This is a genomic window from Wolbachia endosymbiont (group B) of Chorthippus parallelus, from assembly GCF_947251815.1.
Taxonomy (GTDB): Bacteria; Pseudomonadota; Alphaproteobacteria; order Rickettsiales; family Anaplasmataceae; genus Wolbachia.
The window spans coordinates 1,540,261-1,557,670 of record NZ_OX366390.1 but is presented as its reverse complement, the minus strand read 5'-3'; the positions used below and the strand labels follow the sequence as shown (position 1 = coordinate 1,557,670).

Sequence of the window (17,410 nt, the reverse complement as noted above, 5' to 3'; positions counted from 1 at the left end):
CCTATAAAAAATTTGGATTGTTGAGTTTACCATGTTTAAAATCCATAAGGATTCTAACAGTCTCTGGCGTATTCTCAAATAAATATTTTCCTCTGGTTTTACTGTCATCTTTTCGTACTTTGATTTGACCATTATTAATTCTATCATAAATCCAATGTGTAGTAACATTGAGGATTTTTGCAATTTGTGGAACGGTAAGATATCCAGATACTTTAAGCGGATGTGACTGATTCCTTGCTCGCATAATGTTATTTTTTAACCGAATAGTTTTTACTGTATTTTCTAAAACGATGTTTTTTGTGGGGGAGCGATGTCCCTGTTTTTCTAAGTACTTAGCAATTTCTGCATCTGTTTTACCTTCTTTACTTAACTTTATTATAGACTGTTCCATTTCTTTTGCTTTAGTCAACTCGCGAAAAGAGTTTACTGGAATGGGAACATGAGAAGTAGTAGTTTCGCCACCATGCCATATAATGCGTACCTGAAGACAATCGCGTCTGATTCTGTGTGCTACCACTTTATCAATGAGACAACGAAGAAAGGACTTTTGTTGTTGACGTGATAGAATTGATTTATACCAAATTTCAGGTAATCTTTTGCCTACATCTAAAAATACTGTTTTCAGTTCTTCAGGTAATTGAGGTGTTGGATCACTTGGACGCTGACGTTCGAACATAATTTCTGCTTGTTGGAGTTCTTTCAATGCTTTCTCCCAGCGTCTTTCAAGTTCTGCAGCTACAAGACGATTGTCAGGGTCTACTTGATTAAATTGTCTTTCTGCCAATCTAACTTGGTACTTTAGGCGCTCTAATTGTTGTAAATGTGCTTTATTAATTGCTTGCTCAGATTGCAATTGTGAGTTAATCGCCTGAGTATAAGCATCAAGCTCAATTTGACCAAGTGCAGCAAAAAATTTGGGAACTACTTCATTATCAATAATATCAGCTGGTAAAAGCTGACATACAGGTACACGATACTGCTGACGTAGATAGTTGCATAAATAACGATTTCCTCCTTTATACTGTACCAACATTTTATGTCCACATTCTCCACAATAAATTATTCCATGTAATAATGCTGCACCTGGTCTTGCTATACCACGTGTTTTATTGCGATCGTATTCTGCATAATTATCTTTTAGCATCATCTCAATCTTTGTAAAAGTTTCCCAATCTATGTAAGCTGAGTATTTACCTTTGATCAGAACTTTCCATTCCTCCATTGGTAATTTTTTTGTTGTTTTGTCAGCAGAAGATGGCTTATGGTATGTAGTACGGGAACGCCCATAAACAAATGCTCCAGCATAGGCTGGGTTTTTTAGTATTGAGGTAATTGCTGCAACAGTTGGCTTTTTCCACTGTAGTTCTTTGAAATTATTATATCTAGGAAGAGTTAGTTGATGATCATTAAAATGTCTTAAAACCTTTGATGCTGTTCGTTTTTCTAGAAAAGTTTCAAAAATAAGATTGATACGAGACTGAACTTCAAGGTTAGGATCCTTGTTCACAGAACCATCAATGTTACGAACAAGACCAACTGGGAGAGATAAGGCTAAATCACCTCTGGTTGCTTTATTTAATAGTCCAGCATTTAGTCTAGCTCTTATAGTAGATAACTCCATTTCAGCAAGTTGCCCTTTCAGACCAAGTAACAGCCGACCATTAATAGTACCAGGATCATAAACACCATCCCGGTCAGCTATTAAACACTGTTTATAGCCACATATATCCAGTAAAGGATACCAGTCAGAACAATTACGTGATAAGCGAGTCACATCGTAGGAGAGAATAATTCCTACCTTTGATAAAGTGACTTTAGTGACAATCTCTTTAAACCCTTCACGCTTTTCAGCACTAGCACCAGTTAAACCAAGATCACTATCAATGATTACAACATTATCAGCTTTCCATCCAAGGTCAATTGCTCTTTGTTTTAGTGCATACTGTAACTCCAAACTTTCTTGGTTGCTCAATGCTTGATGAGGTGTTGATTGTCTGATATAAATTATTGCTTCGCGTGCTAAATGCTGTGCTGTAATTAGCTCTGATGTACTCATAGATAACCTCTTTGGACACTAATAATATATTTTCTAAAACTTCTGACTTGAAACGTTGCGACATTTTCTGCCACACTTGACATGGTTTACATGGCATAATTTATACTCCTTTGCTAGAGAAACAAATTCGTATAATGAAGACCACGTTAACTTGCTGGTGAGAAAGTTTTGCTTACTAGCTAAGTTGGTAGCAGAAAACGGAATACGTAGAATGATGTAATTGCGATAAGTAACAAATACATTGTGGACTTTTGAGCTGACAGAAGATATTGGAAATGTTCTGCCAAATAGTGGATGTGTTGAATCTGTAACTGTAATTTCCTTAGTTACTTGATTATTGAAGAGGGTATTAAGGTGATTGATCGTTAGATGATGGAAAATCGATAATAAAGCTGAAAAAAGCATTGTCTAACTGCAGCACAAAACTGAGCATTTTATCTGGTATGGGAATGCTGTCCGAATACATACCTGAGCTAGAAAGATCGATTGACGACAGCAGTAGATTACTGTTTAGCTTAGATGATTTTGCACCATTGTTTTTAAATATCTTGCCGGTGTTAAAAGCAATTGGCGTTATAGTTATCTTACCGAAATCACTGGAAAAAATCCTAAAGCCAAAGTTGAGTCTTAATTTATCTGCTAAAGGCAAAATTGAAGAAGATCGGAAAAGTTTCTTAACGCTTGAAAAATTATTGAAGTTTGATTGGAAAATAGCGATAGGTGATAAAGAGATAAGCATTACAGAATTTAAAAAGCTACTGAAAGATTCTCGTGGACTTATAAAGATTATAGACCAATATGTGCTTTTGGATGATAAGGAGGTAGAAGCTCTACTGAAAAAATTTGATAAGTTACCTGAACGCTTGAGTCAAGTAGAGCTGATGCAAGCTGCTTTAGGAGGTGAACTAGATGGAGCAAAGGTAGGACTTGATCAGCAGATTAAAAGCCTATTTGAAAAGCTTAACACTTATGTACCTGTTGATGTACCAAGTAACCTAACAGCACAGTTACGTCCATATCAAAAACGTGGATTTAGTTGGCTTGTGCAGAACATAGAGACGGGGTTTGGTAGTATAATTGCTGATGACATGGGTCTTGGTAAAACACTACAAGTTATTGCAGCCATTTTATACTGTAAGAATGCAGGATTTTTAGATGAAGATAAAGTCTTGATAGTAGCACCAACAAGCATATTAAGCAATTGGCAACGAGAGATGGAACGTTTTGCACCAGAATTAAAGCTTTTTATCTATCATGGACAAAATCGAGAATTGGCAAATGATTATGATGTAGCTCTCACATCCTATGGTCTTGCACGTCGTGATAAAAAAGAGCTTAACAGAGTAGGATGGTTTTTGCTCGTGATTGATGAAGCCCAAAATATAAAGAATCCCCATAGTGAACAGAGTAAAGCTATAAAAGCTATTGCAGCAAAAAATAAAATAGCTATGAGTGGTACACCTGTTGAAAATAGGCTACTAGAATATTGGAGTATTTTTGATTTTACTAATAAATATTACCTTGGTACTCCTAAGGAATTTAAAACTCGTTTTGCAACGCCAATTGAAAAAGCGAGAGATAAAGTTTGTCTAGAGAGGTTCATGAAAGTTACCCACCCCTTTATGCTACGTAGGGTAAAAAGTGATAAAAGCATTATAGAGGATCTACCAGATAAAATTGAAAATAATCGTTATTGTTCTCTAACTCCAGAGCAAACAGCACTTTATCAAGAAGTAGTTAACACAACTATGAAAAAGATAGAAAGAAGTGAAGGAATTGAGCGTAAGGGTCTAATTCTTAAGCTTATCAATGCTTTAAAGCAAGTTTGTAACCATCCATCGCATTTTGGTAAGAAAAAGCGTGCAAGTATTGAACAGTCAGGAAAGATGCAGATGCTAGAAGAGATACTAGTAGGAATTAGCGAATTTGCAGAAAAATCATTGATATTTACCCAATACACAGAAATGGGTGAAATTATGGCTAAAATGCTTGAAGAAAGATTTAAGTCAATGGTGCCATTTTTGCATGGAAGTTTATCCCGTAAAGCACGAGACAAAATGGTTAATGATTTTGAAAACTCATCTCAATCAAATATTCTCATAGTATCTTTAAAAGCTGGTGGAACAGGGCTTAATTTAACAGCAGCAAACCATGTAATACATTACGATTTATGGTGGAATCCAGCAGTGGAAGCACAAGCAACAGATAGAGCGTACCGTATTGGACAAGAACGTAATGTTATGGTGTACAGGCTACTTTCAACAGGTACTTTTGAAGAGCGTATTGATGAGATGATTCAAAGCAAGAAAGAGTTAGCAAACTTAACTATAAGTAGCGGTGAAAGTTGGATTACAGAATTTAGCAATAATCAATTGAAAGATTTGATCAATATAAGAAATGCTGTATAAAAAACAAGTTCAGCTATCCACTTCTTATCTTAAAAATGTAAAAAAACAACATTTGGCCTGCTAACACATATCTTATCGCATTCGGACTATTATAAGAAAGGCTATACAGAGTATGAATCTGATTTTGATGAATTAATTAAAGCAGGTGAGAAAATAACTACAACAAAGACCAGCTTGTAGTTGAGTTATCTGTGTTTGACATCTTGTCTACCACCTTTTGTTTTAATTTCAAGGGGGGTGACCCACCCTTTAGAAAGCCCTATCTGCCAATAAATAGTGAAAACATAAATCTTTGTCTCCATTGTACGCGATGAAATTGGAGACGTAAATAAATAAATTTAGATCTTTATCTCCATTTTAAGCAGTTTACGAGCTCCATAGCTTATGTTTATGGCAAAACTTTTTTTCTTTAACTTCACCTACAATTTATTTATAGAGATTATCTAAAATAACCAGCTTTTATTGCACCGATTTAAAAGATCGTCCACTTTTTTTGAAAAAATATTTTACAACAAATAAAAAACGTGATAGACTAGAGTAAGGCTTTTTTATAGCAAGTAAAAGTTTAAGGTAAGAAATAATTTAAAAATGACTCTTAACCGGGTTTTGAGCTACCTTACATGAGTAACTTAGGTTCTGATTGTACAATTGTACCCTGAAGTCGTAGAATCTCTTTAAAACGCTATTATTAGCCATCTTGTCTTTTGTAAGCATTTATCTTTTTCAGGTTATCCAAAATGCAATAGTAGGTTTTTCATATTTTTGTCTCTGTGTTGTATTTTTATTTAGGGCGATCTGATTCATTAAGTCTTTTGGAAATGGAAAAATAACGTCTTATAGGTATTAAATGGATAAAAATGCAGAATTTCAATGGTTTAAGTGTATTATATTTCTATTTCCTTATTTTGAAATTTTGCTGGAAAACTCAGAACGGCTTTTTACTCCTTAAAACCTTACTTTGAAGAATAGGCCACAGTAGTAGATTAGGCATTTACCATAAAAATGTTACCTTTAGCTATTTTTAAAGGCTATTAAAGTTTAGTGATACCTTTAATTATCTTACAATAACTCGGTTTATGTCTACTAATATCATGAAATGCAGCTGGTCCACCTGTATGCATAAGTAGTTAGAGTAGGTTATAGGCGGCTTTAAAAAACCGGTTAGTTGCCACTTGAGTTTATTTTTTAAATGACTTTTATATTTCGGTTAAAAATTTAAATGGACGGTATATTAGCCTTTTTGAAAACCATTTCAGTTGAGCAGACGGCTACCGCGGAACTTCTCTTAAGGTTTATATTATAATAAACTTATTACAGTTCATGTTTTTTTGCTTAACTTGTTATTTAAAAATTAAAAAAGTAATAAATTAAACACTTAAGCGCGTTAATAATATTTAGGTAGGTATTATGAAAGGTACATATCCTATATGTTCTATTATTATATATTATTATTTATTATATATATAATATATAAGGTTTTACCTGAAACTGGGCTACACTCAAAAACCCTCTATAATCCTAGCTTTTAAAGCAATTAAGAAGTTTTTTTGAATTTCAAACTTAAATTACTCTTAACCCTTTAATATAGCCGGGTTTTTCCTTTTAGGAGATTTCATTTTCCAATCTAAAATGGCTTAAACTGCCAAAAATCTATGTAATCTCGAATCTAAAGTACTTAATTCACAAGTAATTATTATGAATACCTTTACCAATATAGCGTTTTGTGGCTACTTCTTATAGACGGAAAATCTCTCCCCTGAGTATATTGTAAACACGTTAAGCTCTATTAAAGTTTAATAGAAAAATCGTAATGAAAAAAATTTTAGAGCAAATCATATTTCAGACTGCATTTCTAGTATATATCTGTTATGGAGGAGAAAAAAGGATGGCTTATTTGGTTATTCTCATAAGCAAAGTATAGTATATTTTGCAACATAATGCAGATGCAACTTATAGGCGGCCTTTTTGTTTAAAGTTAAAATGAAATTAAATTTTGTAATTTTTTTGAGGAGTGTAAGTTGAGAGCAGAGTTAAATTTTCAATACCACCGTTGTCCTTTACAGAATTTGCATTACCTGTGCATTTTTGTAATTTCAATGAAAAATTTTTAGAGCAATTCATATTTCGGACTGCATTTCTAGTCTTTAGAAAAGAGGTCATTTAGTGGAGTATGAAAGCTAATAGAAAGCGGAGTTGTGCAAAACTCTTAAAAAAAGTGAACAGTTTTTGTAATTTTGTTGAACTTACTATAGTAAGACCTAGCAAACCTGGTCTTCTGAATTGTAAATATTTGGGGTAAATATGGACAGTGTCAACTTACGCTTGAAAAAAATTTCTCCTCTCTTCCGGAAAAACCTATGAGAAATCCGGTATTACTATAGTAAAAGGTACAGAGACATCTCTCTACCCATTTATAACTGTATTTTAAATTACCAGCCTTTAAGAACATCATCATGAGCTATGTAGCAGAGACATTCTGTCAACAAACATAGCTTATTTTAACAGGACAAAACAATATGCATGACAAGCAAGCTTTATTTGAAAGAGCAGCAGAAGTAAAAGCAGAACTACTCTCAAGAATAGAATCATCTTTATCCTACTTATTACCAAATGGTACTTTCCACGGTGGTAAGTTCTATGTTGGTAATATTAGAGGAGATAAAGGGAAAAGTTTAGTAGTAGAAACAAGAGGAGAAAGAGCCGGATTATGGCACGATTTTGCTACTGGTGAAGGCGGAGATATACTTAATCTCTGGTGGGATGTTACTAGTCAGACTAAGTTTCTTGATACCATAGAAGATATAGAAAAATGGCTTGGTCACTCAACAAACCATAAAGAAGAATTTTCAGAACATTTAATAGCATGTTGGGACTATCATGATGAAAATAATCAAGTAATAGCTAAAATTTACCGTTATGATAGCACTTCAGGGAAAAAACGATATAGCTGTTTTGATGTAAAAAACTCAAGTAGTACTGCTCCAGATCCAAGGCCTTTGTACAATGTTCCAGGTATAATTAAATCCGATAAAATTGTTTTCGTTGAAGGTGAAAAATGTGCTGAAAGTTTAATCAGTAAGGGCATAACAGCCACAACAATGATGTTTGGAGCAAATTCACCTGTAAATAAAACAGATTGGGCTCCACTCAAAGGTAAACACATAACCATATGGCCAGACAACGATAGTTCAGGTCAGAAATATGCTGAAAATGTTGCAAAGAAGCTTTTAGATATAGGCGTTGCATCGCTTTCTATTCTTAAAATTCCACAAGATAAACCAAAAGCTTGGGATGCTGCTGATTGTATTAAAGAAGGAGTAGACGTAAAAAGATTTTTAACCTCAACTGTTTCTCTCCCATATACAAAAAACGTTACTTCATTTCCTGTATTGCAGTACCTAAATGACAAATCACCAATGCCAGAAGACATAATTGCTCCTAGAGTTTTAACTCCTAGTGGTCTTTTAGTTTTTGCTGGCGCGCCTAAAGTGGGAAAAAGTGACTTTCTTATTTCTTGGCTTTTTCATATGGCATCTGGAACTCCATTTTTTGATATGGTGCCAAAAAGGCCCTTAAGAATCTTCTACCTTCAGACTGAAATCGGTTACCACTATATGCGTGAACGGTTGCAACAGATGAAACTTAGTGAAGAACTTATTAAACTTGCTGCAAACAATTTAGTTATTACACCACAGACTAAGCTGCTTTTAAATGAAAATGGCATTAAAGATATCGTAACTGAAGCAGAAAGAAACTTTGACCTAAACACCATTGATATCATAGCGGTAGATCCATTGCGTAACGTTTTTGATGCTGATGAATACGGTAACGAAAATGATAATAATGCCATGATTTTCTTTCTCCAGGAGAGAGTTGAAAAACTGCGTTCTCTAATCAATCCAGATGCTGGAGTTATTCTTGTGCACCATACAAAGAAAATGCAAAAGAAACTATTAGAAGAAGATCCATTTCAAAGTTTTAGTGGCGCTAGCAGCTTACGAGGATTCTATACCACTGGAATGATCATGTTTAGGCCTGATGAGAAGAACAGCTATCGTCAACTGATGTTTGAGTTACGTAATGGAAATTCTGTTATGCCAAAATTTGTTGATAAAATTAATGGTCATTGGTACGAAGTTGACGCTGAGTCACAAAGGTTAATAAATAAAGACTATGGTGAAAAACTAGATGCCGAACGTTCTCGCAGATATGACATCATCTTGGACTTAATATGTGCAGAAGGACGTAAGGGTCATGCTTATACAATTAATCAGTTTTGTCAGGCATTTGAAAATAAAGAAGGTCTCGGCAGTACACATTCTATTCGTGATCGTCTCGATGTTCTTGCTACCAAAGGCTACGTTAAATTCAACAAAGAAGGCAAAAACGCTGCAAGAAACAAATACGGAGTACTTTGCGTTGAAGGTATGGAATTTGGGCAAAAAATATTTGATCCAGAGAAGAACAAAAAGGTTACAGTCTATCACAGATTACTACCCACACACTACAAGTCACCACACTATGGCAGCGTAATTCCTGTAGAAAATCCAAATACTTGGGTTTATCACAATTAACACTTTAATCATTTCTTAATTAGAGGGAGAAAATATGCATTCTAAAAATTCCTATACTGGTATTAACCCAAAAGTTGTTAAACACATACGACACTATGCTAAACTTCTGAAAAGAGGTAAAGCTTTTGCTTATAAAGACATTGAAGATGTTGAGCAAGATCTTTTACTTGACTGTTTGCCTGGCCTTAATGAACTTGAAGGGCATTTTATAAAACAGTACGTTAAATGCCGTGCCCTCAATTTAAAAGAAAAAGAACTATGTAAAAAACGTACCATTAATTTTGTTGATGAAACTTTACACGAAGAGAGTGATGAAAGTCTTGAATATAGCTCCGCGGTACGGATTGATGTAAATGAGGCAATTGCAAAGTTACCTCGAGAGTTAAGAAAAATATGTAAACTATTGGCAGAAGATCACAGCATTTGTGAAATTTCCAGAAGGACTGGTATACCAAAATCAACTCTCTACGACACAATTAACAAATTACGCAAAGAGTTTTCCCACCTTAAAACATACCTAAAACGAGATTTCTAACTATAAGGGGGGAAAATATGAAAATAATAAACAGCAAAGAAAGAGCAAAAATGGTCACAGGTGTGAAGGTAGTAATCTTTGGACCTTATGGAATCGGTAAAACTAGCCTACTTAAAACTCTTGATGAGTCAACAACACTTTGTCTTGATTTTGAGGCAGGTTTACTTGCTGTTCAAGATTGGCAAGGGGATTCTGTAAGTATTCGTACTTGGAATGAGGCAAGAGATATTGCATGTCTCATAGGTGGTCCGAACCCTGCACTAAAATCTGATCAAGCGTATAGTCAAAAACACTATGAGCATGCCTATAATGCACCCATTTGTCTAGACCATTTTTTTCAAAGTGATCCGATTTTTAAAATGAATATGTTGATAAATACGTCGACACACATTTAAAGTATTTATCAATATATTCATTTACTGTTTATGATAATAAAGATCAGCAGGAACTTTATAATGTAGAGTCTGATGTCGCCTTTTATAGTTATACCAACCAACAAAATCGTTTATTATAAGATTCAAATCTCTGATACTATTTGGTCTATAATAATATATAGCTTCTTGCTTTAAAGTTCTCCATAAACGCTCAACAAATATATTGTCGAAGCAACGTCCTTTATGATCCATACTAATTTTAATATTAGCACGCTCTAATTCCATAATAAAGTTGTAGCTAGTAAACTGCACTCCTTGATCACTATTAAAAATCTCAGGTTTACCTTGTTTTAGAGCTTCTTTGAGAGTATAAAGGCAAAATCCAGCATCGAGATATGGTGATAATGAATGAGCAATAATATAGCGACTATACAAGTCCATTATTGCCACAAAATAGACAAACTTACCTTCTACCATAATATATAGTAGCCCATACCTGATTAACTCTACAAATAATCAAATCTTTGAGTAAATAAGGATATATTTTATGCTTTTTTTCTTTAATACTTGTATTACATCTTTTTCTACAATACAGCCCACTAATCTTCATTTTTTTCATAATTCTTAAGATTTTTTTGTGATTGACTACTACTCCACTCGCTATGATTTCAGCAGTAATTTTACGATATCCATAACGGCAATCAGAAGCCAAATATACTTCTTGAATCAAATTTCACTTTCGTTATTAATTATATGCCTATAATATAGGCTAGATCTGCAAATCCCCAGTAAATCAGCCTGTTTCCTAATTGATAGATCAGAATCTTTTTCTATAAACCTTACTCTATCTTTTTTGCTTATTTCAGTAATTTTTTTTTCAAATAACTATTTTCCACTGTCAATTCTCCTATTACTTTATGTAAACTTTCTATTTCTTGCGCTAAGATTCTTTGTTTTCTCGCACTTTCACTTTCTTCAACAAATAGGTCTTTTAACCTTGCCAATACTCTATCACGCCAATCATATAGATTTGTTGATGGTATTTTATATTCACTACATATCTCAGATGTGCTTTTTTGATTTTTTATTGCTTCCAAAGCTATCTTTGCTTTTAACTCTGGTTCATATTTTTTTGTTGCCATACTTTTACCCCTTTACCTTCCTACTCGGATCAACCATTTTTTTTTGGTCTAGTTTATGGGGTGCATTATAATCTAGCTTTTCGTATAGCCTTTTGTATTCAATGCCTATTGGACTAATCGCTGCTCCATCAAGTGTGCGACCATCACACTTGATTAAATTTATCTCTCCTTCATTAACTTTTGCTCCTTTTGGATAGGAAACTATTTCACCGATATTATCGACAAACTTAAGACCATTAATGGTAAAAGCTAGCTCATTGTAACTGTTATTAATGCTGTATTTATTTGCTTTAAACGACGAAAATAACAAATTAGATTTTGCTAAATCAGAATTTTCTGTGGGATATTTAAAATCAATAGTTGAAACTGGTGCTGAAACCTTTGCACAATAAAAATTTGTTGCTTTAAAATTAAATGTTCGATCGGTCGGTAATAGAAACTTCAATGTCAAACTTTGATCATCACCAATATCAGAAGGAATGACAAAGTCCAGCAAAGTTAAACTGGTGTCGTAAACTTTTGGTGAATCAGAATCAATTAAAAATTCATCTACTACATTCACCTTCGGCGGTGTTGACGATTTCGCACCAAAATCACGAATTGCTACTAATTTAACAACTAGATCATCACCTCCTCTCCAAGCATAGAACTTGAGCTTCAGTGATCCGGCAATAACACTCCATAGAGCATTAGAGTTTTTAAATACTATCGCTTTCTCAAGAGGCGAATTTTTCTCATTAGGCTTTTCACAAATAACATTTAAATAAAAACGAGGATTGCCTTCATCGATTCGTTCAGCCTCAGTAATGTCTTTAATGAAAACCCTATCGATATCAGTTCTATCTTGCATAGCCACTGAATCAGCATAAATTCTGAAAAACTGCCATGAAAGTCCAGCTATCGGCACTTGTGAGAACTGAGGTAAAACATAGCCTGGTCCCACTGCCATTAAGTTAAGGGAAAGAGAAGTTAAGATTGGACAAAAAATTTGAAGTGATTGATAATTATGGTAAATACTAGGGTGAATTTTTAAGAAAAGGGAGTCTGAAAAGTGCAAGTTATTTAAAAAAGTAATAATTGCAGGTTATTTTGCAAAGAATGTACTAATGCAATGATACTGAAAAGATATCTTGAATTTAAAACACATGTTTTCTAGCTCTTTTCTGGTAGTTGAGTGAACGAATATCAGATATCTTATGACGATCAACTCTTCTCCCTTTTCTCACCACTAAAGTGTTCATCAAAAATAACTGTGATAGTCGATCCATAATGCAGTCTATGTCTGACTCTGTAGAAAAAATATCAAAGGCTAAGTTTTTAATCGCATTAAATGAGACAGATTTATTGATGCTTTTTTTTAGTTTACTATTCTGTGCGCTCAATGTCTCTTCATCATCTTCTATCATGATACTTTCTAGATTACTGATGAAGATAGTTGACCAAAAATCCTGCTTGATAGTTTCAATACTTTTTCCTGTGAAATTCTCTAAATTTAATCTTCCCTTCAGCCTAGAAAAAAATGTTTCTACTCCCCAGCGCAAGTAATATAATCTCTCAAACTCTTCAACTGTAAAACGTTTCTCATCTAACAGAGATGTTACTAACACTTCAACTTCGCCAGAAGAAAGTATTATTTTGACTAACCTGAATTTCATCTCATCAGGTAATCCTAGCTTTCGTAGCTGTCTTGCTACTTTAATAGGTGCGGTAGACACTACCACCGTACTAGATGGGCTTTCCGGCTTAAACATAGCGTTTATTTCATTGAAAGACGAACTTGAACAGCGAATTATATAATTGATTTTCCTTCCTGTAAGCTCAGCAAGAAATCGATAAGATACGTATCCTCTATCACAGATTAACAAATCGTCTGATTTTATGGATTCAAGCATACCGATTGCTAAATCAACCTCATAGCTGTCACCTCTACTTAGCACAGATTTTATTGCAATATTATTTAGCACATCGTAGCAAACTTCAAAGGTTGCACTTGTATAGTCTTCAAATCTCTGGATTCCATTCCATACTGCTCTTGAGCCAAACTCACCTATTATTTTGTCGCTCTTTGGCAGAATCAGTATTGAAGCATCAAATGCAAGTACTCTGAAGCCATGGTGGGTTTTAAATTCCTGATCTTGGTAGTATAGGGAAACTATATCATCATTTAACTCTGAAAACGCAGTATGCTTTAGCTTCTTTCTTGCTTGAGTAAATGCACTTGCCGTAATTGTATAATCTTTTCTTGTATGCAGAACAAACTCATTAAGCATCACTTGTAATGACTTTACACTCTTTCTAAAAATCAGGAGAAATACATTAACGAAGGGCAGCTTTCTTTTTCGTGAGAAGTCTTTTGAGGATGCTCTGTGTGCGTTTATAAAGTTTAAACTCATCAATTTATTTTTTATAAACATGATTATTCTTTTTTTTACTCATGTCATTACTTCTTTTAATTTGTGGATCTTACCTGATTTTATAATACAGTTCATCACTTTTCCTTAACTTAATGGCAGTGCGGCTGGCATACCCTCTCTATTCCTAATAATGTCTTGCAATACTATACTTAGTATTAACTTTTGTGTCATTTCTCCCTAACATCAGCAAAAGCCAATGCACCTATATACTTAACCTACCATAATATGTCAATATAATTCTTTATTGAAAATTTTAGGAAAATGTTGTATAATTATGCAGTAGATTTCGGTAAAACTTATGGCAAACGCTAATTTAGCTTTCAGTAAAGAAACTTTACAGCATCTTGCTGAATTATCTGAACTTACTAAGCAGCCTGCTCAAGCATTAGCAGAAAAACTACTTAAAGAAGCAATAGATAGTGAAATGGAAGATTTTTTATTATCTGTAGTTGCTGATCAATATGATATTGAAAATGAAAAAAAAACTAAAAGTGAGGACGTGGATTGGAATACACTATTATCTTCCTAGACAGTGTTCTTGAAAAAGATCTTCCAAGTCTTCCAAAAAAAGTACGGTCAAGAGCTGTAGATGCAATAAATGAGCGACTTACAGTCGATCCAGTTAATCTTGGTGAGCCTTTATATCATAGCTTTAAAGGGTTCAGAAGACTAAGGGTTGGCGACTATCGTATCATGTATTGTGCAGACACCAAAAAACATGAAGTAACTATTATTACAATAGGACATAGAGACACTATTTACGAGAAAGCTTTGAAAGTACTTAAGAACCATGTTTTTCAATAATTCCTGTTTCGTTAAGTTACGTAAGTAAATTATAAATATACATTATACAGCCCTCCTTCCTGATCCATTCTTCACCTTAGGTGGCTTTGCTCAGCTCAAAAATAACCATTTTTTTGGGTACCCCCCACTATAAGTTATATTATATTATATTATTTATATATAATATAACTCATTGGGAGAGGCGACGAAAACAAGATATTGAGTTTGAGGAGCCTCCGGTTTAAGGTGAAGAATGGATCAGGAAGGAGGGCTCAGGGTCGATGAGGACGTCAAGCCAATATTTGATTATCTCAAAGACTACAGAGACTACATCGATAAACGGCTAGCAAACCCCAACGAAATAGAAGGAATAACAACAGGAATAGAGGAGCTTGATAAAATAACAGGTGGCTTCAAAGAAGGAGAGCTCTCTGTACTTGCAGCACGCACCTCAATTGGTAAGACTTCAATAGCACTACACATGGCTCTAGAGGCCGCAAAGCTCTTAAATGACCACGAGTATGTCTGCTTCTTCTCCCTTGAAATGTCAGCCAATCAACTCATCAACAGAATAATCAGCATTGAAGTCAACGAAACTATCAATAACATTCTCAAGAATGAAAATATGGATCTTCTATATCGCGGAATAAATCAAATAACGTTTCTAAACATCCTCATCGATAACTCAGGCAATATGGATTTAAATGTGCTCAGAAAAAAGATCGCATCAATTGATAAGCAATACAGCATAAAATGCATATACATTGACTACTTGCAATTACTCAGAGGATCAGGAAGAACAGAGAACAGAACTCTTGAGGTAACAGAGATCAGCAGAACATTAAAGAACATCGCCAAGGATTTTGAAGTTCCCATCGTCGCACTATCACAAATTAGTCGCAGAGTAGAAGAAAGACAAAACAAAAGACCGCAATTAGCAGACCTGCGAGAGTCAGGGAGCATCGAACAAGATGCTGATATAGTTTTACTACTCTACAGAGACAGCTACTATAAAATAGGCTCTAATAACGAACTGGAGATAAACGTTGCAAAGAACAGAAGTGGCTCAACCGGCAAAGTTACCGTGCCTTATCAAGTTAATACTGGAAGAATATTAATCTAGGATTCGTAAATGTCTTTCCTGTGTTTTATTGAAACAATGGTTACTTCGTATTTTGCAGCATTTACATGATACATAATACGATAATCACCAGTTCTCAGTCTTCTGTGTCCTTTGAGTTTGTAACGCAACGATTCACCAAGATCAATTGGGTTAACTGTAAGGCGCTCTTTTACTATTTCTTCAACTCTTAACTTTATTGTTTTTGGAAGAGCTGGTAAATCCTTTTTACTAACATTTTTCAGAAACTTAATCTTATAGCGCTTTAGTCCCACTTGACGTCTTTTAGATCAACTGTCTCTGCACCTGGAACATTAAGTTCAGCAGCACGTTCAATTAGTATTTTATCTTCCTCATTTTCAATTGCTTCTTGCATCAGCTCCTCTACTAGCTTCTTAACGGGCTTGTTTCTTATTTTAGCCAGCCCAGCAAGACACTCTGAAATTTCACTATTGAAAGTTACGTTGATTCCTGAATCTGCCATAAGTTCTACCAAAGTTTATCAATAATTATACAACATTTTCCTAAAATTTTCAATAAAGGATTTGTAGATCAAACAATAAAAGGTATATGCTTTATATAGAATATAGCTATGCTATTATAGCAGCCTCGATAGATATTATATTTTAAGTGAAAATATGTAAAGGGCAACTCTACCCTTTACACAAAAAGAATTTCTTAGTAGACTTCGTTCGCCAAAACAAAAAGCGCTACCAGACCCTATGAAAGAATATCAAAACGAAAAAAAGAGTCAAGAAAAAAAAAAGCTTGACTTCGTATTATCGCGTCCATCACAACTTCAGCATACGAGGAAGCCTTCACATTATAATGCACCCCATAAACTAGACCAAAAAAAAATGGTTGATCCGAGTAGGAAGGTAAAGGGGTAAAAGTATGGCAACAAAAAAATATGAACCAGAGTTAAAAGCAAAGATAGCTTTGGAAGCAATAAAAAATCAAAAAAGCACATCTGAGATATGTAGTGAATATAAAATACCATCAACAAATCTATATGATTGGCGTGATAGAGTATTGGCAAGGTTAAAAGACCTATTTGTTGAAGAAAGTGAAAGTGCGAGAAAACAAAGAATCTTAGCGCAAGAAATAGAAAGTTTACATAAAGTAATAGGAGAATTGACAGTGGAAAATAGTTATTTGAAAAAAAAATTACTGAAATAAGCAAAAAAGATAGAGTAAGGTTTATAGAAAAAGATTCTGATCTATCAATTAGGAAACAGGCTGATTTACTGGGGATTTGCAGATCTAGCCTATATTATAGGCATATAATTAATAACGAAAGTGAAATTTGATTCAAGAAGTATATTTGGCTTCTGATTGCCGTTATGGATATCGTAAAATTACTGCTGAAATCATAGCGAGTGGAGTAGTAGTCAATCACAAAAAAATCTTAAGAATTATGAAAAAAATGAAGATTAGTGGGCTGTATTGTAGAAAAAGATGTAATACAAGTATTAAAGAAAAAAAGCATAAAATATATCCTTATTTACTCAAAGATTTGATTATTTGTAGAGTTAATCAGGTATGGGCTACTATATATTATGGTAGAAGGTAAGTTTGTCTATTTTGTGGCAATAATGGACTTGTATAGTCGCTATATTATTGCTCATTCATTATCACCATATCTCGATGCTGGATTTTGCCTTTATACTCTCAAAGAAGCTCTAAAACAAGGTAAACCTGAGATTTTTAATAGTGATCAAGGAGTGCAGTTTACTAGCTACAACTTTATTATGGAATTAGAGCGTGCTAATATTAAAATTAGTATGGATCATAAAGGACGTTGCTTCGACAATATATTTGTTGAGCGTTTATGGAGAACTTTAAAGCAAGAAGCTATATATTATTATAGACCAAATAGTATCAGAGATTTGAATCTTATAATAAACGATTTTGTTGGTTGGTATAACTATAAAAGGCGACATCAGACTCTACATTATAAAGTTCCTGCTGATCTTTATTATCATAAACAGTAAATGAATATAT

Annotated in this window: 12 protein-coding genes and 3 pseudogenes; 9 read left to right on the top strand and 6 right to left on the bottom strand. The window is 34.0% G+C overall.

Annotation, left to right across the window (positions count from 1 at the left end; genetic code table 11):
• Position 1: 1 nt before the first annotated feature.
• Entirely contained in the window at positions 2–2,056 is a 2,055-nt protein-coding gene (locus OPS21_RS06960) for a recombinase family protein (RefSeq protein WP_264336378.1), read from the bottom strand.
• A 404-nt stretch (positions 2,057–2,460) separates the two neighbouring features.
• Here OPS21_RS06960 and OPS21_RS06955 point away from each other — a divergent pair, with 404 nt between their 5' ends.
• From OPS21_RS06955 to OPS21_RS06940, 4 genes and pseudogenes are all read left to right on the top strand, one after another.
• Positions 2,461–4,464 (top strand): DEAD/DEAH box helicase, encoded by a 2,004-nt coding sequence (locus OPS21_RS06955; protein ID WP_265027631.1) that lies wholly within the window; start codon positions 2,461–2,463, stop codon positions 4,462–4,464.
• Between the two features lie 2,516 nt (positions 4,465–6,980).
• Positions 6,981–9,038 (top strand): AAA family ATPase, encoded by a 2,058-nt coding sequence (locus OPS21_RS06950; RefSeq protein ID WP_264336553.1) that lies wholly within the window; start codon positions 6,981–6,983, stop codon positions 9,036–9,038.
• 34 nt (positions 9,039–9,072) lie between these two features.
• A complete protein-coding gene (locus OPS21_RS06945; protein ID WP_262986507.1) occupies positions 9,073–9,573 on the top strand; it encodes a sigma-70 RNA polymerase sigma factor region 4 domain-containing protein in 501 nt (166 codons plus the stop codon).
• Between the two features lie 17 nt (positions 9,574–9,590).
• Positions 9,591–9,875 (top strand): annotated as a pseudogene (locus tag OPS21_RS06940) (AAA family ATPase); the annotation flags it as partial.
• A 114-nt stretch (positions 9,876–9,989) separates the two neighbouring features.
• Here OPS21_RS06940 and OPS21_RS06935 read toward each other — a convergent pair.
• The 3 genes and pseudogenes from OPS21_RS06935 to OPS21_RS06925 form a co-directional block, all read right to left on the bottom strand.
• Positions 9,990–11,089 (bottom strand): annotated as a pseudogene (locus OPS21_RS06935) (IS3 family transposase).
• Positions 11,090–11,093: 4 nt separating this feature from the next.
• The gene (locus OPS21_RS06930) at positions 11,094–12,032 is read right to left on the bottom strand and encodes a hypothetical protein (protein ID WP_264336552.1); all 939 of its coding nucleotides are present in this window, start codon (positions 12,030–12,032) and stop codon (positions 11,094–11,096) included.
• A 193-nt stretch (positions 12,033–12,225) separates the two neighbouring features.
• On the bottom strand, positions 12,226–13,503 hold the full coding sequence (locus OPS21_RS06925; protein WP_264336305.1) for an IS4-like element ISWpi18 family transposase: 1,278 nt from the start codon (positions 13,501–13,503) through the stop codon (positions 12,226–12,228).
• Positions 13,504–13,801: 298 nt separating this feature from the next.
• On the opposite strand from OPS21_RS06925, the gene OPS21_RS06920 reads away from it, so the two are divergent.
• From OPS21_RS06920 to OPS21_RS06910, 3 genes are all read left to right on the top strand, one after another.
• Entirely contained in the window at positions 13,802–14,032 is a 231-nt protein-coding gene (locus tag OPS21_RS06920; protein WP_264336658.1) for a hypothetical protein, read from the top strand.
• A complete protein-coding gene (locus tag OPS21_RS06915; protein WP_264336659.1) occupies positions 14,008–14,307 on the top strand; it encodes a type II toxin-antitoxin system RelE family toxin in 300 nt (99 codons plus the stop codon). The genes OPS21_RS06920 and OPS21_RS06915 overlap by 25 nt, the downstream gene beginning before the upstream one ends.
• Positions 14,308–14,539: 232 nt before the next feature.
• A complete protein-coding gene (locus OPS21_RS06910; RefSeq protein WP_264336660.1) occupies positions 14,540–15,409 on the top strand; it encodes a replicative DNA helicase in 870 nt (289 codons plus the stop codon).
• Here OPS21_RS06910 and OPS21_RS06905 read toward each other — a convergent pair.
• A complete protein-coding gene (locus OPS21_RS06905; RefSeq protein WP_063630474.1) occupies positions 15,406–15,681 on the bottom strand; it encodes a type II toxin-antitoxin system RelE family toxin in 276 nt (91 codons plus the stop codon). The two genes, OPS21_RS06910 and OPS21_RS06905, sit on opposite strands and share 4 nt — an antisense overlap.
• Positions 15,672–15,890, bottom strand: coding sequence for a hypothetical protein (locus OPS21_RS06900; protein WP_006011986.1), 219 nt, complete (start codon positions 15,888–15,890; stop codon positions 15,672–15,674). Before OPS21_RS06900 ends, OPS21_RS06905 begins: the two co-directional genes overlap by 10 nt.
• A gap of 238 nt (positions 15,891–16,128) precedes the next feature.
• On the opposite strand from OPS21_RS06900, the gene OPS21_RS06895 reads away from it, so the two are divergent.
• Positions 16,129–16,296, top strand: coding sequence for a hypothetical protein (locus tag OPS21_RS06895; protein ID WP_264336661.1), 168 nt, complete (start codon positions 16,129–16,131; stop codon positions 16,294–16,296).
• 4 nt (positions 16,297–16,300) lie between these two features.
• Positions 16,301–17,400, top strand: a pseudogene (locus OPS21_RS06890) (IS3 family transposase).
• Positions 17,401–17,410: the final 10 nt, after the last annotated feature.

Excerpts from the sequence above, each read along its gene's own strand:
- OPS21_RS06950 (WP_264336553.1), top strand. The coding sequence starts at position 6,981 with ATGCATGACAAGCAAGCTTTATTTGAAAGAGCAGCAGAAGTAAAAGCA.
- OPS21_RS06900 (WP_006011986.1), bottom strand. The coding sequence starts at position 15,890 with ATGGCAGATTCAGGAATCAACGTAACTTTCAATAGTGAAATTTCAGAG.
- OPS21_RS06960 (WP_264336378.1), bottom strand. The coding sequence starts at position 2,056 with ATGAGTACATCAGAGCTAATTACAGCACAGCATTTAGCACGCGAAGCA.
- OPS21_RS06910 (WP_264336660.1), top strand. The coding sequence starts at position 14,540 with ATGGATCAGGAAGGAGGGCTCAGGGTCGATGAGGACGTCAAGCCAATA.
- OPS21_RS06895 (WP_264336661.1), top strand. The coding sequence starts at position 16,129 with ATGAAAGAATATCAAAACGAAAAAAAGAGTCAAGAAAAAAAAAAGCTT.
- OPS21_RS06945 (WP_262986507.1), top strand. The coding sequence starts at position 9,073 with ATGCATTCTAAAAATTCCTATACTGGTATTAACCCAAAAGTTGTTAAA.
- OPS21_RS06925 (WP_264336305.1), bottom strand. The coding sequence starts at position 13,503 with ATGTTTATAAAAAATAAATTGATGAGTTTAAACTTTATAAACGCACAC.
- OPS21_RS06920 (WP_264336658.1), top strand. The coding sequence starts at position 13,802 with ATGGCAAACGCTAATTTAGCTTTCAGTAAAGAAACTTTACAGCATCTT.